Here is a 21595-nt window from a genome sequence, read left to right as displayed (position 1 = left end):
TTAACTTAAAATAGAGCATGTCAAAACAAAAACGTATCATCACAGAGCAAAATTACGCATGTTAACTCTGTGGCGTTTAATGTATTGACAAGGTTAATGAACATTGTCTGCAATGTGTTCCCCCAAACCGTTGCGACTCCTGAGTGATCATTAATAACACTGGTTGATATAAGCATTTTATTATATCAGCCAGTCTTTCCTCTTTTCTTACATCAAACTCTGTCATGCGACACAAACATAACGACAGAAGTTGCTTATTGAATCGAATATAGGTAAAAACATAACCCTCTATTCCTTAAAACCCATTATCATCATGCCTGAATCTATTTCTCAACCTTACGATTTTTCCTCTTTAGTTCACAGTCGCCGTTCGGTACGTAAATATGATTTAACGGCCGAGTTTGATCATCAAGCAGTTGCTCGCGCATTAGAATTAGCCGCCCTTTCACCCAACAGTTCCAATATGCAATTATGGCAGTTCCACCGCGTGATTAATGATGATAAACGCCAACAATTAGCCACACTTTGTATGGGTCAAAATGCAGCTAAGACTGCAAATGAATTAATCGCATTTGTGATCACACCTGATAAATGGCAACAGCGCACACGCATTAATGCTGCCCACATTCGAGAAATGTTTAAAGGCCGTAATGACAAAGCCTCTAAACGCGCCCTTAAATATTATGAAAAACTGATCCCGCTTGTGTATCGTAATGACCGATTTGGTCTTTTGGGCTTAGGTCGTCGCTTAATTTGTGCATTTTTAGGTAGAAACAAGCTAATGATGCGTGAAGTGAGTAAAGCAGATTTACGGGTTTGTTTGCACAAAAGCAGTTCACTGGCAGCAATGATATTTATGATGGCAATGCGTGCAGAAGGCTATGACACATGCCCAATGGAAGGATTTGACTCTAAACGCGCTAAAGCCTTACTTGGCCTTAAAAGCAACGATGAAATAACTATGATTGTTAGCTGTGGCAAGCGCACAGATGAAGGTATTTATGGCGAGCGTCAACGGGTTGATAATCAAGAGATCATCATTACGCATGCTTGATAGTTTGACTCATCGAATACACAAGCAATAAAATACAAAAGCGCATGGCATTAATGTTCTGTTATATGCGCTATCCCTTGGTTAGTAAGAGTAATTCAAATGTCTAATGTCGTTCAGCTTTCTATGTTCAGTCAGAATAAAAAGACGAACACTCCCCCACCAGCCAAATCATCAAGCCCTAAAGCTTTAAGGGAACAGGCTGTATTAAAACAACAAAATTGTTGTTACTTTTGTGGCATACGTAAAGAAACTAAAGATCTTAACTGGCTTAATCAGGTTGGTTTTAAACAAAAAGCACATGTTGTTTGTGGCAGCTGTAGTTCTGATGCTAAATCGCGCCCAATGGATGAACTCCGAATAATTCTGGCACTCAAGGCGATGGATTTTAGAACCATTAAGATTCAACAATATCTTGAGTTAAGAGAAAAAGGCATTCATATAGATGGCGTTCGTGATTACAAATTCTACTTTGAAACTATTGAGTGATGATAAACAAGAAAGACGCTAACAAAAATAATGGCATTAATGCGTAGTAATTAAAAAATATAATTATAAATCAACAAATTAAACTGATGGGTTCACGCCAAGGATGACGCTCGGCATCTTTGCAGCATCACCCTTCATGATATTTTCAATATTTACTTATATAAAGTGGCTTGGGCTTGCCCAACACTTGAACAGGTGTCGGCTGCGCGACACATATCCTTATTTGTTAGCTTATATTTTGCCTTAATCTAAAATGAGAATACGTTTTCTTTCCGCTAATTATCTCATCAATTAACTCTTGATTAATGATTATTTTAACGCTGTAAGCAGTACCATTAAGCATGAAAATTAATGTTGCTTTCATTCCAGAAACAAGAGTGTCTGGCTTTAATCCAATAGGATTTTTTTGTAAAATAATTCGATTTGTTGAAATTTCAAATAATTCAGCTATTGGAAATTCATAAGATTCCCCAATAGTTAACCCTCGCTCAAATAACGTAGGAAAAACAGCATCATAATGACATGATTTTTGAAACCACTCATGGACATAATAAAGTTGACTTATTGAATAACAATCACTTTTAAACCAAGAACGATGTACCTTTATTTTAATTTCATGAGCAAGTAAACGTTCAGCTGTAGAAGTAGATGTGATAATCAAACGATTTTTATGGACACTAGGAAATAAATTACAGACCTTCGCAAGATTTTTTGACAATTGATATGAACGAAATGCTGCAATAGCGCTCGCACTAGCAGCAAAAAAACTCAATAGCGATATTACTACGCTGACCTTTTCAGTTAATGACAATTTTACCCTTCCTCTCAAATTCAATTTATATAAGCTAACAACTTATCCAAATTTATTCTTTAAATGGAGACCCATATTTATCTCGTAATAATATAAAAGCATTATAAATCAGATCTGTTTTTAGTTATTAATCCCGATAGTAATCACACAATCGGATACTCGCCGTTTAGTTTCCAGTTTTTTACTCTACAACGCGCTAATAGTAGATTCCCTATCTCGTTCGTAACCTCACTGTAGGGAATGACGGGGTTTGGTATGCACTCAGCCCATTATACGTCATCTCGGAAGTTGAGGAACGAAGCTATCCGTGATCTATTCACCACGGGATTGAGCCTTAAAGACACCAACAAAAATAGCAAAAATAATGGCATTAATGCGTAATAATTAAAGAGGATCTAATTATAAATCAATGAATTAAATTGATTGGTTCACGCCAAGGATGACGCTCGGCATCTTTGCAGCATCACCCTTCATGATATTTTCAATATTTACTTATATAAAGTGGCTTGGGCTTGTCCAACACTTGAATAGGTGTCGGCTGCGCGACACATATCCTTATCTGTTATACATTAAAATCCATAGTACTTGCCGATAGCTGTAGCCAGTAGACTACCAGCAGCACCGACCTTAACATCCCATAACGTAGATGCTGCTTTAGATACCATAGTGCCCATCCAACCCGATACGGATGAACCAAAGTTACCAGATTTTACTTCCGTACTACCTTTATCGGTTTCTATTGCAACTTGAAGTGACTCTATATCCTCATCACTAACTTTATTTTGTTTGAGGACTTCGATTAAGGAAGCCATATCATTTTTGTTTACAGTATTACGAATAGTTTGAGTATTTGAATCACCAACTACGATAGTGGCATTATCACCAAAAACTGCATTGTTAAATAAATCTGACACGCCAACCTCTTTAGCTCTTGTTTTCATATCACTCAACGCCATTTCATTTGGAAATTTTTCAGACAATTCCAAGACGAAATCTAAGAGTCGAGTAGTAACCTCTGTCAATATTTGCGTCATCGCACCAGCAGAATGAATAGCCCAAGCGGTTTCTACACCATAGCTATCATCAAAACCCTCAGACAGGAGTGGATAGAACTCAGGTGCGATACTTACCTGTAAATTTTCTTGAGTTGAATACTGCTCGACAACAACAATACTATCCATCAAGTATTTAGTGTCTAGCCTTTCACGTATTTCATCATCTAAGTGCATCAAAGGCAGAGTTTGATTCTGGTATCTATATACAGAATTACTCAAATTGCCTTTAACTGTAAGATGTAGTTTCCTATAGGAGGGAACAGACTCACGATTTCCATATCCTCTGAGCTCACTATCAACCCAATCGAAAAGCTCTTTCTCACCTAACTGGTGAAGAAGTACTTTTGTTTTCAACAATGCTACTTTTAAGTTGCTTTCGCCAGAGCTTAACAACTCGATAATTTCTTCGATTAACTTCATTTACTTACCAAACTCAAATTTGATGCATAACGCCTGCATAACACGTTTGCTACGATACAAACTTAGCTGAATTTTACTACCTTAATCACTGAAACTAAAGGCAAACCGACAACGCCGAATGTAGCAAATCGTGTTGATGCATTTGTTATGCGCGTTCTAAACGTACCATGACTCTTTCAAAGAATTTGATATTCGAGTCACAAGTGAATGGTCGCCACAAGCTTTCCTTATTTGGAACACTTGTACTTAACTGTCTAAAAAGACTATGAAATTCAGAGTCAACAGAACATACATGGGTACCTTTAAACTCATCAAATTGATGTGCGGTCAGATCTATAATTACCTTATTTTCAACGACAACCCAGTAATGGATGCTACCAACTTTTAGCTGTTCAGTTTCATTCTTTGTATAAACCACATCGGCAATACCACCTGACTGCAAGTACAGAGCAAGCATTTGACTTGTAGCTTCACATGAACCATTTGGGAAAGAACATAGCTCACTATCTAAGTATTCTGAAGAGTTCAATTCATCTTCAAATGCTGAACAAAACTTCTCTACCAACTCAATCAACAACCGACACCTCTCTTTATTATTACAATTAAGCGCATAATAACTTATTATATTAACAACTTACCCGAGTTTGTTCTTTGAACCTACGCCCATATTTATCTTCTAATAATATAAAAAGCATTATAAATCAGATACATTTTTAGTTATTAATCCCGATAGTAATCACAAAATCGGGCACTCGCCGTTTAGTTTCGGTTTTTCTACTAATAATTAATATAAGAATATTGGGCAGAAGTATATTTAGTTTGAAAACTCAACGCGCTGTGAGTAGATTCCCTATCGCCCTCGCGGGCATTCACTGTAGGGAATGACGGAGTTTGGTATGCACTCAGCCCATTATACGTCATCTCGAAAGTTGAAGAACGAAGCTATCCGTGATCTATTCACCACGTGATCGAGCCTTAAAGACACCAGCAAAAATAACAAAGACAATGGCATTAACACGTAATAATTAAAAAGGCTCTAATTATAAATCAATGAATTAAATTGATGGGTTCACGCAAAAGATAACGCTCGATATCTTTGCAGCATCACCCTCATGACATTCGCAATATTTACTTATATAAAGTGGCTTGGGCTTGTCCAACACTTCGAATAGGTGTCGGCTGCGCGATACATGTGCTTATTTGTTAACTGCGCTTTTCAGCTTTAGTTACACAAACAGAAAATAGCTCTTTCATTAGCGCATAATTACAATGATAACCATGGATATTTGCAGTTACCCACTGTTCAGACGTAATACCAGAAAAATTAATATTGTAACCACAGTTAATTGCAATGTGTTCAAACAACAAACGTTGGGTGCGACCATTACCTTCACGAAATGGATGTAGAACGTTAATATCGCAATAATACTCAGCTAATTTAGTAAGAAATTCATCGAATGATAGATCAACTAAATACTTATCTTTTTCTAACATTGAAAAAAGATTATTCGCTTCTTTTCCAATTCTAGCAACATTGCAGAAGCGTGTATTTCCTTTTGAAATATCAATCGTTCTTAACTCGCCAGCCCATTCAAATAGATCAGAGAACAAGATACGGTGAATTGAACACAAATAAATAAAGTCGTAAGGAGGTAATTGAAACTCCACATACATTGCAGCTAACGTCGTTAAATCACGCTCAGCAGCCTCTAATACTGCTTCATTATTAATATTGAGCTTATTAACTAGAACCGTACTATTTTCGTAAGTATAAGGATCATGTGTTGTTCCATATTTATCAGCCATTGAGTGCCTCTAACGAATTTACGTTTGAGTATTTATTTAACAATATTTGACGTTGTTGCTCTCTATCGAGTGATAAATCGAAATCACTAGCAATATCATGCCCTTCTAAACGCATACTTTCTTTAAAGTTATCCATTTTGACTTGCTCGAAATAGGCATGTTTATCTTCATAAGAAGAAAGTATTGAATTACTAGGCATCACCAAATCAATATTATTAAGTTGAGATTGAATCGCTTTCCCTGATTCAAAAACACCCCAACTATTAATAGAAAAATGAAAGGTTCGACCTTGACGCTTTCTTTCAATATTTAAGCCTAGGTTTTCAATTAGTGAATTAACTACAGATTGTACTTTACGTTCAGAGATCCCAGTAGCAGCAACAATAGCTTGAGTATTTGGAGATTCTAATCGTGTCATTGCAGCTAAAACTAATAATTCGTACTTCATGCTTACCTCGCACATTTATGCGGAAATAATATTAGTCTACAACTCAAAGAGAATGATTGCCATATTTTGAAAGCTACAGTTAATGCCCAACAACGCGCTGATAGTAGATTCCCTATCTCGTTCGTAACCTCACTGTAGGGAATGACGGGGTGAGTTGGGCATTCACTAGCAGGAATGTTTATGGTTCACCACAGAAATACTGGACACCCATATCTATACGATTCAATGAAGATTTCAGTGCGTGGTGAACAAACAGAGCCCTCAATACAAAATTGAACGCTCTATTTCTGATAACCACTAATTGTAGCGCGGTGAGTTTTATTGCCAGTTGGGATTTTGGCTCAAGGCTTGTGTGAATACACTTTTTACTTGCTGATCAGGCTGACCAATATATTGATATGTTGCGTAAATACTTGGGGTATTCAATGCATCAGGCACATCTTTCACATGCACAATCATTGAATATTTTTTATTATTATCGGCCGTTAAGGTGATCATAAAATCACTGGCACAATCATGAGGTTTACAAAAAGAAACAGCATCGTAAGTATCGCCGCCCATCACAATCGCTTCTAACGGTGATGTTACCATGTCATCTTTTATCCAGTCTGGAAGCTGTTTTTCAACACTCGCTATCGATTGAACTGCATTTGTTGTCACAATTTTAGCACTCGGCTGAGTTGACGATGTATGAGAATTATTACACCCCACAAGCATGACACTGATTACTGCTACTAATACCAATTTTTTCATTCTGACTCTTGTAACCAATAGTTAGGTTTATAATTAAAATATAAGTAATTAACATCATATAGCGATACCACATATAACGACTATTATTTTATTCTTTTAACTGTCTATTAAATCTTACTGGGGTATATTTAATTCAATCACAACACAATGTAACAACTGATTTTATCGAAAAAAATCAAATAGCATACCCTATTATTGTGATTTAGGTTATGGTGTCAGCAATTGAATAAAAGAAGTGATGATATGCCACTAATTACAGAAAAACTGATTACTTTAAAAAACGCGTGGATGGCTAGCCATGTTACTGATGCTGAATTTCCAACCCCATTAAGTGAACTAGGTTTACATCTGTATCAACTCGCACACTCAGAACTGTCTACACAGATCATTGACTCAATTATCTCTCCAAGTGAATCATCGTTAACGTTTTATCCTGTTGATTGTCATCCCCTCACTATCCGTTATGCATTGGTTTATTCAAGCTATTGGCAACAAGAAGATCAACAACAAGCTATTGTTGAATACCTGACTCAGATTATGTTTGAAGCCGAAACAAAAGCACAACTGTATGTGGGTTTTTATAACGGTAAACCTGCAGCAACAGGTATGATTTATACTGATATTAACGATGATAAAAAAATATCATTAGTCAGTGATATCCATGCATTACCACTGCCTAATCAGACCCAACTGATGCAAAACATGGAGCAGTTTTTATTACATACTGCTCAACAAACCTCTGCAACAGTAATACTGCAAAAATAATATTGATAATCAAGATGTAGTTATATTACATCTTGATATTTTTACTACCTAGCTCTCAAATATATAATGTTCTTTACACTCCCTTTTGACGCACCAATAAACTCTGCCATAATTACTAACACAACGTCCCCCTTAGTGATTGGTTGCATAATAATTACACTAACTGGACAGTATTAGATAATAAGGGACGATATGAAAGGGATTATTTTTACTGAATTTATTTCGATTGTAGAAACACAATTTGGTTTAGAAATAAGTCAGCAAATGTTTGATCATGCTAATGATGCTGGTGTTTATACCACTATTGGCAGCTATGATCATCGTCGGTTAATTAAACTCATCATGAGCTTAAGCCATATCACTCACATTCCGGCACAAGATCTACAGCAAACCTATGGTCGATTAGTTTTTCCTGCACTATTACAAGCACTACCCATACCTGATATTGAAAATGATGATACTTTTAGCTTTATTGAAAAAGTCGAACGACATATTCATATTGAAGTCAAAAAACTCTATCCTGATGTAACACCACCTAAATTCACATTTAGTAATCAAACCCAATCAACCATGATCTTAGATTATCATTCAGCTCGTTGCATGGGGTACGTTTGCATGGGCGTATTAGAAGGCTGTGCTAGTTATTTTAATCAATCATTAACAATCGCAATGCAACCTATGAATGCCTCACAAAGTCATGTCCGATTTTCATTAACACTCACTGGTGACTAACATGGATACCAATCGCCATATTATGTTATTAGAACGCAAACTAGAGCGAGAACATGCTTCGCGTATTATGGCTGAGAAATTATTAGAAATAAAAAGCCGCGAACTTTTTGAAATTAATAACATATTAGAAAAATCATTAGAAAAACTACGACTACAAGCAGAGTTAGATTCTGCTCAACTCGCCTATCAAACAAAGATAGAAAATTTACTCCTTACTTATGCACGGTTATTTCTCAAACAAGCACCCTCTTGTAACAATATTCAACAATTAATCGAAAGCCTCATTGATGGCTACTACATTACTGCCTGTCATATTTCCATTATGCCCATTGAAAACATTACCATTAGTGGTGATTATTGCAGTGGACGTGAACAGATATGGTGCCCACCAGCCGCTCTTAAAAATCAAATCTCTTTATGGGATCCAACAACCAACCTTTACTGGACGGCATTAATTAATAACAATGATATTGTTGGGTATTTTGCAGCAAGAATATCGGCCCCGACAAATAGAACAACCATAATTCAGCAGCATCTAGCACTTTTTTGTGAATTATTTCGATCTGCTATTGGGCGTCAAATTACACTAAGCCGCGCAATTCATGCCCGTCAACGTGCTGAGGATTCAGAGCAATCAACCCGTGATTTTTTGGCGATGATTAACCATGAATTACGTACTCCCCTTAATGGTTTATTAGGAACTGCCGAGCTATTACAAGACACAGAATTGAATGCTAATCAAAATAAATTATTAACCACATTAAATCATTCCGGCGAACTACTTCGCGCTATTATTAACGACTTACTTGATTACAGTAAAATAAATGCTGGCATGTTAGAGCTAATAGAAAAACCCTTTAATAGCCATTTATTAGTCACTAAATTAAGGGATATATTTTCTCATCGTGCGTTAGAAAAACGGTTAGATTTCACCATTGATTATGATACTGATATTCCACGTTCAATTAATGCAGATGAAGATCGTCTTAAACAAATCTACGTTAACCTTATTGCTAATGCGATAAAATTCACCCATCAAGGGTTTGTACGTGCAAAATTTAGTTGGCAGGATAATCGTCTAATATTTACCGTAGAAGACAGTGGTTGCGGTATTGAACAACAGCAACAACATAAATTATTTAAACCGTTTAGTCAGATCGATATATCAAGTAAGCGTAGCCATGAAGGTACTGGATTAGGACTGGCAATCTGTAAACAATTATGTGAACAAATGAACGGTAATATTACGTTATCGAGTGAGCCTAAAAAAGGAACTACGTTTTCAGTATCACTGCCATTAACAATAAGCACACGTGATGAAACACTCTCTAATCATCCACCAATTACACACGAAGCATTACAAAAATTAAATATTTTGGTCGTGGAAGATTTAAAAACAAACCAAATGATCATTCAACTAATGCTTCAAAAACATAAGATTAATGTCACTATCGTTGATAATGGTCAGGCGGCGTTAGATATCATTGCCAACCAACCTTTTGACATTGTACTGATGGATTGTCGTATGCCGATTATGGATGGCTATTGTGCCACCAAAATTTTACGTCAACAACATTTCACCAAACCTATTATTGCATTAACGGCAGGTACAACAACTGCCGAGCGAGAAGCGTGTATTAACGCTGGTATGGACGATATTTTATGTAAACCTTACATGGCCTCTGAATTACTCGCGATGCTAAACAAATGGTTTAATAGCTCGCATCAATCTCATTTTAGCCGTGAGTCAAAGACTTAACATCACGGCTAAACGATTCTATTACCGATTAATACCCATTCATCATTATGGCTGTTTAGTTTGGGGCGAATGTAACCCCACAAGTGATGGTGATGGCTGTTGTACTAACTCATTAGGCTGAGGATGTAATGTCGGTTTCAGCAAAACATACTCCATAATATCTCGCGCCAAAGGAGCAGCATGCCAACCCCAACCACCATGTTCTAACACCACCGTCACTAAAATAGTGGGATCATTAGCAGGAGCAAAACCCGTAAATAAAGCGTGATCTTTAAAATGCTCAGCAACTTCATTCGCGTTGTAATGTTCAGTATCCTTCATTGAATAGACCTGACTTGTACCTGTTTTACCCGCCACTTGAAATGGCATATTTTGGAACATTCGACTAGCCGTTCCTTTTTCAACAACAAGCTCCATGCCCTTTTTAATGATCGCCCAATCTTTTTGAGGTACTGAGGTCAGAGGTTTAAAATCAGCAAAAGTAATCGGTTGCTGCACCTTGCCATCAATGATGTCTTTTAATAAATGAGGACGATGCTCAATACCGTCTTCAGCAATAACTGAGGTCGCTTTCGCTATCTGTATCGGGGTTGCGGTCCAATATCCTTGACCGATTCCTAGTGGTACAGTGTCCCCTTGCATCCAATGATGATGAAAACGCGCCATTTTCCATGCTCGAGTAGGCATAATACCGGTTGAATCTTCATCGATATCAATACCTGAGTGTTGACCATAACCAAATTTAGTCATCCACATTGATAATCGATCAATGCCTAAATCATAAGCCACTTGATAAAAATAGGTATTCACTGATTTTTCAATCGCTTTATAGATATCAACATTGGCAAAGCCTTGCTTTCTATCATCTCTGAACTTACGACTTTTACTATGAGGAATACGCCACCAGCCATGGTTATTACGCACCGTATGTACCGTGATGACCCCTGTTGTTAAACCAGCGGCAGCAAGTTCAGGTTTTACAGTTGAACCCGGCGGATATAAACCTAGAGTCGCGCGATTAATAAGCGGACGCGCGGGGTCATTCAGTAATGCGGCATAGGCTTTCGATGAGATGCCATTAACAAACAAATTCGGGTTATAACTCGGACTTGAAACCATGGCTAAAATCGCCCCATTCTTCGGATTCATTGCCACGATAGCGCCTCGACGAACTTTCGTTACTATCAAGCCTGTCATTGGATCTTGCTGTTGTAATGTCAATAATTTTTGCGCATAAAGCTGTAAGTTAATATCAATCGTTAACGTTAGATCTTTGCCTGCAACGGGCGGTACATAAGATAATGTTCGTACAACGCGACCATGACTATTTACTTCAACTGTTTCATAGCCAGTTTTACCATGAAGAATATTCTCATAGTGATGTTCAATGCCTAACTTACCAATAGTACGGGTTGCTTTATAATTTTCGTATTCACCGCTCTTTTTTAAGGCTGCAATATCACGATCATTAATTTTCCCAACATAACCTAATAGATGTGTTAATGCGGCACCATAAGGATAATAGCGCTCTAAATGCGCATCAACATTCACTCCAGGATATTCAAATTCATTAACGGAAAATACCGCTACTTGTTTGTTATTCATCTGCGCAATGAGCGTTACAGGTTTAAAGGCTTGAGTCTGTGATTTTGCTTTATTAAACGCAGTAATATTTTGATCTGATATTCCCAACAATTGCTGAAGTTGGTTTAATACCTGTGGCAGATTTTTTACTTGATCAGGTGTTATTTCTAATGAACAAACGGGAATATTATCCGCCAATATCACACCATTACGATCATAAATACGACCACGATTAGGCGCGACAGGGATCAATTTAATACTATTATTATTAGATCGCGCTTTATATTGACTATAATCCTGTACTTGTAAATGATAAAGGTTGGCAATCAACACACAAGTTAAAATCAAAATGCCAATAAAAGCTTGAATGGCTCGACGAATAAATAAGGCTTTTTCTTGTTTATGATCGCGAATCTGACGGTAGCATTTTTTCTTCATAGAACGTTTAATTGACTCATAATCGGGGCGATAATTCGCTAATCCTCAAATAATAACACCGTATTGATTCTTTTATAGAATACAATATGCCAGCATAGTTTAAATAATAATAGCATACTGATGTTTACTGCTAATTTTGTTATTGAAAGTGATATAAAATTCACAACCTACGATTTACAACCTTAATGATCACGCTACAATACGGCTCGTCTTAATAGCTAAAGATTAAAAAATGATTAATTCTCGTTCCGCAGATAGCGTTATCGTACTCGACTTTGAAACAACGGGCTTATCACCAGCCCAAGGTGATCGAGCCATTGAGATAGGTGCGGTTAAACTTGAACATGGTCAGGTAGTTGCGCATTTCCAGCAATTAATGAATCCCGGCTTTCGTGTCAGTAGTTTTATCGAGAACTATACTAGCATTAGTAATAATATGCTCCGTACGGCACCTTGTTGTGAAGACGTTATGGCTGATTTCGCTGATTTTATTGGTGATGCTAACCTTGTTGCTCATAATGCTTCTTTTGATCAACGTTTTCTTACTGCTGAATTAGATATTATTGGTCGTCAATACCGTGAACAATTTGCCTGTTCAATGCTAATTGCTCGACGTTTATACCAACATGCACCCAACCACAAGCTGGGCACTTTAGTAGAATATAAACATATTCACCATGATGGTGTCTTTCACCGAGCATTAGCAGATTCGGAAATGACGGCCCGATTATGGCTAACAATGATTGATGATATTAAACATCAATATGGCATTAACGATATACCATTTTCATTAATGCAAAAATTCGCTAAAACGCCTAAAGCCAATATCAACAAAGTGTTCTGTTAGCGGGAGGTCTTCTCCCACATTCAAAGCATCACTGTTATTAATGTCTCACTCTGGTATGCTACATATCAATAATTTAGCGTAATCATAAAGCCTAAGTCATGCACTTCGGCTTATATTTACTGAGAGTGTGTAGTGTGCCAAACGTTAATCAGCCTTCTTATGAAGTGCCCGTACCTACCGTTAAAATTGCCAGTTTTAACTTATTAAATTATCTTGAGCCACCAATGGCTTATTATGATTTTCAAAATATTTATACCCTTGAACAATGGCATAAAAAACAAGCATGGATAACTCGATTTCTTGATAAAAACCAACCTGACATTATTGGTTTTCAAGAAGTATTCAGTAGTGAGAGTCTGCAATCTCTGTTGGAAAAAGCGGGTTACCCTTATTATGCGGTAATTGATTCTCCCACAGTGATTGATGATTTTATTTACCGTAGCCCTGTCGTTGCTATCGCATCAAAATTTCCTATTACTGAAATATCGACCGTAACAGCCGATCAACAAGCTGCTACATTATTGGGTTTGCACGATTTTCACTTTAGTCGAAAGCCCCTTAGAGCCACAATTAATATTCCACATATTGGCTTAACTGACTGCTATGTTACGCATTTCAAATCAAAACGTTCATTATTTGATGATCCACTTCCTAGTACTATTGTTCCATCAGACACTGCATTATCACGTTTTGCAGGCCAACGCTTAGGCAGTTGGGGCTCAGCGATGTTACGCGGCACTGAAGCGAATCTATTATTGTTAGCCATTTTAAAACAACGTGAATCAAGCGCTCGACCAATGTTATTAATGGGCGACTTTAATGATGAACTATCAAGCTCATGTTTAGAACAACTGATCGCTGGCAATGTTTTTGGCATGTCTGACAGTGATATTGAGCGTTTAATTGGTTATTACCGTTTATACGATAGTTGGACGTTGTTTACCCAAAATACTGAACAAGCAACATTGTCCCGACCACCAACGCATTACTTTGGTGCAAAAAGCTCAGTACTTGATTATATTTTATTATCACAAGAGTTTAATGCCCAATACCGCGGTTCATTATTTGAAGTCAGCCATTATCATACGGAAGATAAACACCTAGTTAACAGCAGCTTTGAAGAAGATGGTTATAGTACTGACCATGCTCTTCCCTGTGTGACATTGTCATTACGATGTTAATTACACAAATTATAGATAAAAAAAACCAGCGTTATGATTCATCATCATTAACACTGGTTTTTATTAAGTCTATTTACTAAAGCGATTTATTAAACCGCAATAGCGACTTTAGTTTACCGTTGCAGCAGGCTTACGGTTACGTTGCGGTGTGCGACGAGGTGGCTTACCATCTACTGCTTTAGGTTTAGCATCGGCAGGACGTGGCTTACGAGCAGGTTTTGCACCTTCACTACGTGGCGCATCATCACTGCGAGGTGTTGCTTTACGTCGAGCAGAAGGCTTACTGTTAGAGAAAGTACGCTTTTCGCCATTAGCATTTGGCTTCTTAGCTGTTTTAGGCTTGCTAAGAGGACGTGTGTCTAATCTTGACGCTGGTAAATTAATCGATGGTTCAAAACCTTCAACAATTTCACGATCTAATATTTGCTTCGTTAGACGCTCAATGGCAATTAAATCGCCGTATTCATCAGCACAAACTAATGAAATAGCTTCGCCAACACAACCTGCACGGCCTGTACGACCAATACGGTGAACGTAATCTTCAGCAACATGCGGTAATTCAAAGTTAACCACTTGCGGCAATTGTTCAATATCTAAGCCACGAGCTGCAATATCTGTTGCAACAAGTACACGAACATTGCCTGATTTAAAGTTAGCTAGCGCTTTTGTACGTGCGCCTTGGCTCTTATTACCGTGAATAGCAGCAGATGAAATACCGCGGCTTTCTAAGTGAGTCGCTAATCGGTTTGCACCATGTTTAGTTTTAGTAAACACTAACACTTGCTTCCAACTACGCTCATTTAACAACTTCGTTAATAAGTTTGCTTTTTTCTTTTGATCAACAGGGCAAATCCACTGCTTAACCGTCGGTGCCGCTTGGTTGCGAGGATTAACATCAATCTCAACAGGATTATTCACTAAGCCTTTAGCAAGCGTACGAATGTCATCAGAGAATGTCGCTGAAAACAATAGGTTTTGACGTTGCTTTGGTAATAACGCTAAAATTTTACGAATATCACGAATAAAGCCCATATCTAACATACGGTCAGCTTCATCTAAAACTAAAATTTCAACATCACGGAATTTAACCGCATTCTGGTTGTGTAAATCCATTAAACGACCAGGTGTTGCAACTAAAACATCAGCACCTTGACGTAGACGGTTTATTTGTGGATTGGCTTTTACACCACCAAATACAACGGCTGAATTAATCGGTAAATTTTTACTATATTTTGCAACATTCTCAGCAACTTGAGCCGCAAGCTCACGGGTTGGTGTTAGAATAAGTGCACGAATATGATGTGAACGAGCAGGTTGACCACCAGATAATTTCTCTAGCAGCGGCAATGTAAAACCTGCTGTTTTGCCTGTACCCGTTTGTGCCGCCGCCATGACATCCTTGCCTTCCAAAATTGCTGGAATTGCTTGCGCTTGAATTGGGGATGGTTTTTCGTAGCCTTGCTTAGCAACGGCTTCAAGAATTGGGGCGGATAGGCCTAAAGAGGCAAAACTCATAGCATCTCTCTTTGTATAAAATAAACGCACAGTAGCGTAGTAGCTTGTTCATCTGATGATAAGCAAGCAATCACCCTATAAATAATAATAGGTATGATACGAAAAAACAGAAAAACGACCAAAATCATGTTTCTGTTTAAGGTATAACATTAATATTTTTTAACTATTAATTAACTGTAGATTCAATTTCACTATCAATAATAGTTTCTGATGTTGCATCTACAGTTTCAGTAACCAGTGCGGCTTCATCATCAAGCGTGGCACGTTCTGCTTTAGAAATATAACGGGGCTTAGTGCTTTTATTCAGCTTAGCATTCGCCTTCTTTATTCTCTTTTTTAGCGTTTCGTTAATTTTTTTCTTTCTATTCATAATCGTGTCAGTTGATATTTTGAGCCATTTTTAAACAGGGAGCTGATTGTAATCATTCGCAGCTGAATAACAAGCATTATCCTCATAATGCAATTATAAAAGCCAAATTATCATCCTCGACACACCTGATCATAACTAATTAGACTATTACTAAGGAGATCAAGTTCATTAAAAGGAATAAATAATGTCCGTTCGACAAACTGTCACCGTTTTACTGTTTGAACAATTTGAATTACTTGACGCATTAGGCCCACTGCATATGTTTGGTTTATTACCCGAGTATTATCAACTGCAAATCATAACAATCAATGGGCAGCATGTTACTAGTACTCAGGGTATTAATATGCAACCAACGCTAAGCTTTGATGACACAATATCAGCGGGGATCTTAATTATCCCTGGAGGCGCGGGTATTCGGCTTGCAACCCATAACAAAGACATTTTAGCTTGGCTGAAAAAAGTCGCACCACAACAACGCATTGTATGTTCCACGTCAACTGGCGCTGCATTACTTGCCAACGCGGGATTACTCGACAATGGCAAAGCAACTACCACTCAAAAAAACCTTGATTGGGTGTGTCAATTTGGTCACAACATTCAGTGGCAAACTTCAGCTCGATGGGTACGTTATGGCAATGTTTTCACAGCATCAGGAAGCTCAGCAAGCCTTGATATGTCATTAGCGATTATCGGTCATCAACATGGTGATTCTATTGCTCGCCGCATTGCTGCTGACACGGAATATTTATGGCTTAACGATCCTAACGATGACCCTTTCGCCCCCCTCCATCTCGTTAAATAATTTCATCAATGAAACAAATGAGCGACACTACTTCCACATAACATAACTTTTTACTGATATTGCCGTCTTTAATAAGTCAATAAGGGGAATGGCACGAACTACAATACTAATTTTCACTTCTTTTTCATTGTCATCGTTATCCACATCAACCACTTGCTGTGTATTCTGCGCTAACACTTGTTGTTGCTTTGCAACCGTGAGATTTTTTTCTAAATTAGCTAAAGCACTCCCAACATCTTCTGCTGTTATTGCTCCTGGTATCTCTGTTGTAAATTCCATCATCGTAATCAATGATTGCGCAATATCACCAAACATTGTGACATTATTATGAGATTTGCTACTAAATGTAACTAACATTATTGTCTCCAGCGTTTAATACCAACGTAATTGTTTATCTATTTAACCACACAAACACCTTTGCTACATTAAAATTACATAAAAAAACAGTCCTTAATGAACATTAATTGTAATTACGCACAGGCTTGTATATGCCATTAATGTCGGTATAATATCATTGACTAAAAACTATAAATACTGTGGAATATGAACATCTTACGCAATTTTATGTTTCTTCTATTATGCTTCATTACAGGCTGTGATAAAGAAAGCTATATCGATTATTCTTCTTTTAATATCAAACCTGAAATTATTCCATATCAAAAACAACAAGGCTTTATTATAACAAACAACTATAGTCCGTTTAAAATACCATCAGAATTTAATAATCTTGAATATGCAGCTAAAAAATTAGTTTCGTCAAACTGGTTATCTAATCCACATTATCTTGAAGATATTAACCATCTAATATATTTATTTAATCAAACACACATTAAAAATTCAGATGTTTTTATTCAAGCACTTAATAATAGCGCTTTAATCTATAAAAAAAACATGATTGAAGTTAATATTATAAAAAGAAAACTTCAAGCAGACATCACTCAAAAATTAAATCATTACCAACAACAATTAACATTAATAAACACTCAGCTTGAAATAATGCAAATCAATGAAAAGAAACAGATTAAACATATTTCAAATATAAAAAACACCATAAAAGAAAAGCAACAATATTATACTAAATTACGTCGTTCTTTAAAGCGTGACTTACAAGCTATTTTACTCGATAATGATCTTACTTTTGACCTAATATCCGATATTAAATTCAAATATAGAATAGACAAAACACTTCATTGCTCAAAGTATTTAGATATTTATCAAAAAATAAAATCAACCTCCCCTTATGCTTGTATTTATTATAATAAAGAAGAATTAATTAATAAAATACCAAAAGAAAAACAGCATAAAATAGCTGTTATTATTGATACGTACATACCAAAATTGTGGAAGACAATGGTACAACTTAATGGCTATTTTGAATATGATTATAACAAACAAGTTTTTGATGATTATTTACAAAAAGATTTAATGGTAGCTAATAATAATTTAGCTATTATACGTACCTTTAAGACAGAACAACAAGTTCAATATTCAATAGAAAAACTCATTAATAAAAGTAAACAATTAAATATCGCAATGGCTGCTAATATTAATAAAAACTTATTAGATAAAGATAATATGATTGATATATCAAGCACTGCATTTTATGATCAATTATTACCATTGTTAAGTAATAATATAAAGGACCCTACCCTTAATTTTTCATTACTTTATAATAATAAATCCTTAATTAAAAAATTCACTCAAGAATATGCAATAAAAATACTGAATGAATACCCTAAAAAATTAACATTTAGCGTTGCAGACAACGGAAAATTTACCCTTCCAAAAATACGCGAGAATCGCTATAAAATAGTTATTGATGTAAAAGAAAGTTACAGTGTCATTTATAATAATGATAATATTCTAACACTACCTACAGATCTCCGCCGAAACACGCCCAATACAATAGCCATGGGGTATAATCTTAACCAAGTTATCAGCCAGAAATTATTTAAACAGTGGTATAACAGCTAGTAAGCATATTGTTAATATCATCTTAGGCGTGTTCTGATATTATCCATACAATAGTTATAGCCTCGTTTATACTGATCGCATTGATATTTAAATAAAATCATTCTCTTATTATAATAAACAACAGTTAAAGAATAGAAAAAACAAATGAAAGTTTAAATGTTTTGTATATAAAATAACAAATTGTGCCTTATTTATCGTACATCTTAAATTATTTATTTCCACAAAACTTAACATTCTGAGTACACTTAATAAGTAGTCCTTATTTTTACACCCTTATTACTTGCGATAATTTGGAGTTATTATGACTGATAAAACACTTATAGCTGACACTCATGATATTTTTAATGCTTTTATTGTTAATGGGTTACACCGTCATTATTCAATATATTGCCAATTCCCTTTTAATGAAGATATTGTTAATCAACATAGTTATGGTGATAATTTTGATATCGAATTTAATGATGGTCACAGGCATCATCAATAAAGCCCCTACTTTTATAATAAATAAAGGCTTTTGTAATGTGCTTATCTATCATCAATTTAAATGACTGATCATCATTTATGACGACGCGTTCTAACATCTGCCGCAAGTTGACGTAAAACTTTATCAGTATCATTCCAACCGATACAAGCATCAGTAATGCTTTGACCATAAATTGGTGTTTCACCATCAATAATATCTTGACGACCTGCAACTAAATGACTTTCTATCATCACACCAAAAATAGCCTTATTACCATTGGCAATTTGCTGACCAACATCTTCAGACACAATCACCTGTCGTTGATATTGTTTTGAACTATTAGCGTGACTAAAATCAATCATCAATTTATTACGTAAACCCGCATTAACTAGCTGCTGCATAATAACATTGACATCATCTGCACCATAATTTGGCGCTTTACCACCACGCAATATAATATGACAATCTTCATTCCCCGCAGTTGCAACAATTGCAGAGTGGCCATATTTTGTTACTGATAGAAAATGATGAGGTGCACTTGCTGAACCAATAGCATCTGTTGCTATTTTAATATTGCCATCGGTGCCATTTTTAAAGCCAACAGGACAAGAAAGCCCAGACGAAAGCTCACGATGGACTTGCGATTCTGTTGTTCGAGCGCCAATTGCCCCCCAACTTATAAGATCCCCCATATATTGAGGTGTGATCATATCTAAGAACTCACCTGCCGTAGGTAATCCTAAATCAGTCAGATCGGCGAGCAGTTTTCGTCCAATCCTCAAACCATCATTAAGTTGAAAACTATTATCCATATACGGGTCGTTAATCAACCCTTTCCAACCAACCGTTGTTCGTGGTTTTTCAAAGTAAACTCGCATCACAATTTCAAGATCGTCTTTAAGCTCTTCTCGTAACAGCCTAAGCTTATTGCCATACTCTAATGCAGCTTGAGGATCATGAATTGAGCAAGGTCCAACAATGACCAATAAACGATCATCTTGATCATTTAAAATATTATGAATTGATTTACGTGACTCATACACTGTTTTTGCTGCTGTTTTAGATGCAGGAAACCGCTCTAACACTGCAATAGGTGGTAAAAGTTCTTTGATTTCACTAATACGAATATCATCCGTTTTATGCATACATCTACTTCCTATAATTCCTTTTAATACACGATAATTAGTCAACAAAAGACAATTAACCATAAAATATTAATTTTGATACATTTGCTTAACTTATCGTTTAAAAACTAAGAGTGCAAATAGTTATTAGATCAAAAATAGCATTAATTTTTTCATTTTATGATAAATGTTGCATAAGGCTTCCTATAAATGGCAATATATGAACAGAAACATCAAAAAATATGGAATATATCATTACACGAGAGAATAGAAACACTGTAAAATATACTTACAAAATAATGAATAACTAAATTTTTTATGCTTTATAGAATACAGATATACGTAATATAGTATTAAAATAGCATTGACCAATATTAATATATTAATTAAATAACTATGTATTCTTTTACCATAAAACATAACTATAGATAAAATAAGTAGATGTCTATTAATTTTAAGGAGTGTTGCATTGTCTGAAAACAACATCATCACATTTAATAATGTTGACAAATGGTATGGTAATTATCATGCACTCAAAAATATTAATCTTTCTATTAGTAAAGGTGAAAGATTGGTCATTTGTGGGCCTTCAGGTTCAGGGAAATCTACATTAATTCGCTGTATAAATGGTTTAGAACAATATAATAACGGTGACATAACCGTAGCTGGACATTTGCTTAATAACAAAGAGCTTCATACCATACGCGGTCAAGTTGGCATGGTGTTTCAACACTTCAATTTATTTCCTCATATGACCGTTTTAGATAACCTTACATTAGCTCCTCGTCGTGCATTAAAAATGTCAAAAATCGACGCAGAGAATTTAGCTCGTAAGTTTCTCGACCGCGTTCATATAGGTCATCAGGCAGATAAATTTCCAGGACAGCTCTCTGGCGGTCAACAACAGCGAGTGGCGATTGCTCGATCTTTATGTATGAAACCCAATATTTTGCTTTTTGATGAACCAACGTCAGCGCTTGATCCTGAAATGATCCGTGAAGTTCTTGATGTAATGAAAGAACTCGCAGATGATGGAATTACCATGATTTGTGTTACACATGAGATGGGGTTTGCACGTCAAGTTGCAGATCGGGTTGTGTTTATGGATCAAGGTGAGATTATTGAAATAGCACCTCCTGCACTCTTATTTGATAACCCTAAACATCAGCGCACACAACAATTTCTTGAAAACATTCTTAGCTATTGAG

General features: G+C 36.2%; 22 protein-coding genes. 11 read left to right on the top strand and 11 right to left on the bottom strand.

Annotated features, from left to right (window positions below; translation table 11 throughout):
- Positions 1-313: 313 nt before the first annotated feature.
- Both CIK00_RS04510 and CIK00_RS04505 read left to right on the top strand, forming a co-directional pair.
- Positions 314-1054: a nitroreductase family protein gene (locus CIK00_RS04510; RefSeq protein ID WP_101767838.1), complete on the top strand. Its 741-nt coding sequence runs from the start codon at positions 314-316 to the stop codon at positions 1052-1054.
- Between the two features lie 99 nt (positions 1055-1153).
- A complete protein-coding gene (locus CIK00_RS04505; protein WP_101767728.1) occupies positions 1154-1540 on the top strand; it encodes a hypothetical protein in 387 nt (128 codons plus the stop codon).
- 226 nt (positions 1541-1766) lie between these two features.
- Here CIK00_RS04505 and CIK00_RS04500 read toward each other — a convergent pair whose 3' ends face one another.
- The 6 genes from CIK00_RS04500 to CIK00_RS04475 all read right to left on the bottom strand — a co-directional run bounded on the left by CIK00_RS04500 (position 1767) and on the right by CIK00_RS04475 (position 6833).
- On the bottom strand, positions 1767-2351 hold the full coding sequence (locus CIK00_RS04500; protein WP_080156041.1) for a hypothetical protein: 585 nt from the start codon (positions 2349-2351) through the stop codon (positions 1767-1769).
- 569 nt (positions 2352-2920) lie between these two features.
- Positions 2921-3826 carry an AbiTii domain-containing protein gene (locus tag CIK00_RS04495; protein WP_080156042.1) on the bottom strand — a complete coding sequence of 302 codons (906 nt, stop codon included), beginning with the start codon at positions 3824-3826 and terminating at the stop codon, positions 2921-2923.
- A 145-nt stretch (positions 3827-3971) separates the two neighbouring features.
- Positions 3972-4400 carry a hypothetical protein gene (locus CIK00_RS04490; RefSeq protein WP_080156043.1) on the bottom strand — a complete coding sequence of 143 codons (429 nt, stop codon included), beginning with the start codon at positions 4398-4400 and terminating at the stop codon, positions 3972-3974.
- A gap of 629 nt (positions 4401-5029) precedes the next feature.
- Positions 5030-5632, bottom strand: coding sequence for a putative adenosine monophosphate-protein transferase Fic (locus CIK00_RS04485; RefSeq protein ID WP_101767727.1), 603 nt, complete (start codon positions 5630-5632; stop codon positions 5030-5032).
- The gene (locus CIK00_RS04480; protein ID WP_232599583.1) at positions 5625-6080 is read right to left on the bottom strand and encodes a YhfG family protein; all 456 of its coding nucleotides are present in this window, start codon (positions 6078-6080) and stop codon (positions 5625-5627) included. The genes CIK00_RS04485 and CIK00_RS04480 overlap by 8 nt, the downstream gene beginning before the upstream one ends.
- A 318-nt stretch (positions 6081-6398) precedes the next feature.
- A complete protein-coding gene (locus CIK00_RS04475; RefSeq protein WP_101767726.1) occupies positions 6399-6833 on the bottom strand; it encodes an Ivy family c-type lysozyme inhibitor in 435 nt (144 codons plus the stop codon).
- Positions 6834-7055: 222 nt separating this feature from the next.
- Here CIK00_RS04475 and CIK00_RS04470 point away from each other — a divergent pair, with 222 nt between their 5' ends.
- The 3 genes from CIK00_RS04470 to CIK00_RS04460 all read left to right on the top strand — a co-directional run bounded on the left by CIK00_RS04470 (position 7056) and on the right by CIK00_RS04460 (position 10089).
- Positions 7056-7598 (top strand): hypothetical protein, encoded by a 543-nt coding sequence (locus CIK00_RS04470; RefSeq protein ID WP_232604373.1) that lies wholly within the window; start codon positions 7056-7058, stop codon positions 7596-7598.
- A 192-nt stretch (positions 7599-7790) separates the two neighbouring features.
- A complete protein-coding gene (locus tag CIK00_RS04465; protein WP_101767724.1) occupies positions 7791-8330 on the top strand; it encodes a heme NO-binding domain-containing protein in 540 nt (179 codons plus the stop codon).
- 1 nt (position 8331) lies between these two features.
- On the top strand, positions 8332-10089 hold the full coding sequence (locus CIK00_RS04460) for an ATP-binding protein (RefSeq protein ID WP_101767723.1): 1758 nt from the start codon (positions 8332-8334) through the stop codon (positions 10087-10089).
- Positions 10090-10134: 45 nt separating this feature from the next.
- On the opposite strand, the gene mrdA is transcribed toward CIK00_RS04460, so the two are convergent.
- Entirely contained in the window at positions 10135-12111 is a 1977-nt protein-coding gene (mrdA, locus tag CIK00_RS04455; protein WP_101767722.1) for a penicillin-binding protein 2, read from the bottom strand.
- Between the two features lie 235 nt (positions 12112-12346).
- On the opposite strand from mrdA, the gene CIK00_RS04450 reads away from it, so the two are divergent.
- Together CIK00_RS04450 and CIK00_RS04445 are read left to right on the top strand one after the other, a co-directional pair.
- A complete protein-coding gene (locus tag CIK00_RS04450) occupies positions 12347-12958 on the top strand; it encodes a 3'-5' exonuclease (RefSeq protein WP_202820802.1) in 612 nt (203 codons plus the stop codon).
- A 134-nt stretch (positions 12959-13092) separates the two neighbouring features.
- Positions 13093-14139, top strand: a complete 1047-nt coding sequence (locus CIK00_RS04445; RefSeq protein ID WP_227990383.1) for an endonuclease/exonuclease/phosphatase family protein — start codon at positions 13093-13095, stop codon at positions 14137-14139.
- Between the two features lie 108 nt (positions 14140-14247).
- Here CIK00_RS04445 and CIK00_RS04440 read toward each other — a convergent pair whose 3' ends face one another.
- Both CIK00_RS04440 and CIK00_RS04435 read right to left on the bottom strand, forming a co-directional pair.
- On the bottom strand, positions 14248-15654 hold the full coding sequence (locus tag CIK00_RS04440) for a DEAD/DEAH box helicase (RefSeq protein WP_101767719.1): 1407 nt from the start codon (positions 15652-15654) through the stop codon (positions 14248-14250).
- 166 nt (positions 15655-15820) lie between these two features.
- Positions 15821-16024, bottom strand: a complete 204-nt coding sequence (locus tag CIK00_RS04435) for a DUF2986 domain-containing protein (protein WP_101767718.1) — start codon at positions 16022-16024, stop codon at positions 15821-15823.
- Between the two features lie 184 nt (positions 16025-16208).
- On the opposite strand from CIK00_RS04435, the gene CIK00_RS04430 reads away from it, so the two are divergent.
- The gene (locus CIK00_RS04430) at positions 16209-16826 is read left to right on the top strand and encodes a DJ-1/PfpI family protein (RefSeq protein WP_101767717.1); all 618 of its coding nucleotides are present in this window, start codon (positions 16209-16211) and stop codon (positions 16824-16826) included.
- Positions 16827-16853: 27 nt separating this feature from the next.
- Here the strand turns inward: CIK00_RS04430 and CIK00_RS04425 are convergent, their stop codons facing one another.
- The gene (locus tag CIK00_RS04425; protein ID WP_101767716.1) at positions 16854-17183 is read right to left on the bottom strand and encodes a DUF1840 domain-containing protein; all 330 of its coding nucleotides are present in this window, start codon (positions 17181-17183) and stop codon (positions 16854-16856) included.
- A 207-nt stretch (positions 17184-17390) separates the two neighbouring features.
- Here CIK00_RS04425 and CIK00_RS04420 point away from each other — a divergent pair, with 207 nt between their 5' ends.
- Together CIK00_RS04420 and CIK00_RS04415 are read left to right on the top strand one after the other, a co-directional pair.
- A complete protein-coding gene (locus CIK00_RS04420) occupies positions 17391-18800 on the top strand; it encodes a hypothetical protein (protein ID WP_144043149.1) in 1410 nt (469 codons plus the stop codon).
- A 301-nt stretch (positions 18801-19101) separates the two neighbouring features.
- Positions 19102-19284 carry a hypothetical protein gene (locus CIK00_RS04415; RefSeq protein ID WP_101767714.1) on the top strand — a complete coding sequence of 61 codons (183 nt, stop codon included), beginning with the start codon at positions 19102-19104 and terminating at the stop codon, positions 19282-19284.
- A gap of 71 nt (positions 19285-19355) precedes the next feature.
- On the opposite strand, the gene aroG is transcribed toward CIK00_RS04415, so the two are convergent.
- Positions 19356-20408 carry a 3-deoxy-7-phosphoheptulonate synthase AroG gene (gene aroG, locus CIK00_RS04410; RefSeq protein WP_101767713.1) on the bottom strand — a complete coding sequence of 351 codons (1053 nt, stop codon included), beginning with the start codon at positions 20406-20408 and terminating at the stop codon, positions 19356-19358.
- A gap of 448 nt (positions 20409-20856) precedes the next feature.
- Here aroG and CIK00_RS04405 point away from each other — a divergent pair, with 448 nt between their 5' ends.
- Positions 20857-21594 (top strand): amino acid ABC transporter ATP-binding protein, encoded by a 738-nt coding sequence (locus tag CIK00_RS04405; protein ID WP_101767712.1) that lies wholly within the window; start codon positions 20857-20859, stop codon positions 21592-21594.
- The last annotated feature ends 1 nt before the right edge of the window (position 21595 follow it).

Origin of the sequence: Photobacterium carnosum, from assembly GCF_002849605.1 — a bacterium.
In the GTDB taxonomy this organism is placed as follows: Bacteria; Pseudomonadota; Gammaproteobacteria; order Enterobacterales; family Vibrionaceae; genus Photobacterium; species Photobacterium carnosum.
This window is presented reverse-complemented; position numbering and strand designations above follow the sequence as displayed.

Bases quoted from the DNA above. Each gene is read 5' to 3' on its own strand.
- CIK00_RS04510 (WP_101767838.1), top strand. From the start codon at position 314: ATGCCTGAATCTATTTCTCAACCTTACGATTTTTCCTCTTTAGTTCAC.
- CIK00_RS04505 (WP_101767728.1), top strand. From the start codon at position 1,154: ATGTCTAATGTCGTTCAGCTTTCTATGTTCAGTCAGAATAAAAAGACG.
- CIK00_RS04495 (WP_080156042.1), bottom strand. From the start codon at position 3,826: ATGAAGTTAATCGAAGAAATTATCGAGTTGTTAAGCTCTGGCGAAAGC.
- CIK00_RS04485 (WP_101767727.1), bottom strand. From the start codon at position 5,632: ATGGCTGATAAATATGGAACAACACATGATCCTTATACTTACGAAAAT.
- CIK00_RS04480 (WP_232599583.1), bottom strand. From the start codon at position 6,080: ATGAAGTACGAATTATTAGTTTTAGCTGCAATGACACGATTAGAATCT.
- CIK00_RS04475 (WP_101767726.1), bottom strand. From the start codon at position 6,833: ATGAAAAAATTGGTATTAGTAGCAGTAATCAGTGTCATGCTTGTGGGG.
- CIK00_RS04465 (WP_101767724.1), top strand. From the start codon at position 7,791: ATGAAAGGGATTATTTTTACTGAATTTATTTCGATTGTAGAAACACAA.
- CIK00_RS04460 (WP_101767723.1), top strand. From the start codon at position 8,332: ATGGATACCAATCGCCATATTATGTTATTAGAACGCAAACTAGAGCGA.
- mrdA (WP_101767722.1), bottom strand. From the start codon at position 12,111: ATGAAGAAAAAATGCTACCGTCAGATTCGCGATCATAAACAAGAAAAA.
- CIK00_RS04440 (WP_101767719.1), bottom strand. From the start codon at position 15,654: ATGAGTTTTGCCTCTTTAGGCCTATCCGCCCCAATTCTTGAAGCCGTT.
- CIK00_RS04435 (WP_101767718.1), bottom strand. From the start codon at position 16,024: ATGAATAGAAAGAAAAAAATTAACGAAACGCTAAAAAAGAGAATAAAG.
- CIK00_RS04430 (WP_101767717.1), top strand. From the start codon at position 16,209: ATGTCCGTTCGACAAACTGTCACCGTTTTACTGTTTGAACAATTTGAA.
- CIK00_RS04425 (WP_101767716.1), bottom strand. From the start codon at position 17,183: ATGTTAGTTACATTTAGTAGCAAATCTCATAATAATGTCACAATGTTT.
- CIK00_RS04420 (WP_144043149.1), top strand. From the start codon at position 17,391: ATGTTTCTTCTATTATGCTTCATTACAGGCTGTGATAAAGAAAGCTAT.
- CIK00_RS04415 (WP_101767714.1), top strand. From the start codon at position 19,102: ATGACTGATAAAACACTTATAGCTGACACTCATGATATTTTTAATGCT.
- aroG (WP_101767713.1), bottom strand. From the start codon at position 20,408: ATGCATAAAACGGATGATATTCGTATTAGTGAAATCAAAGAACTTTTA.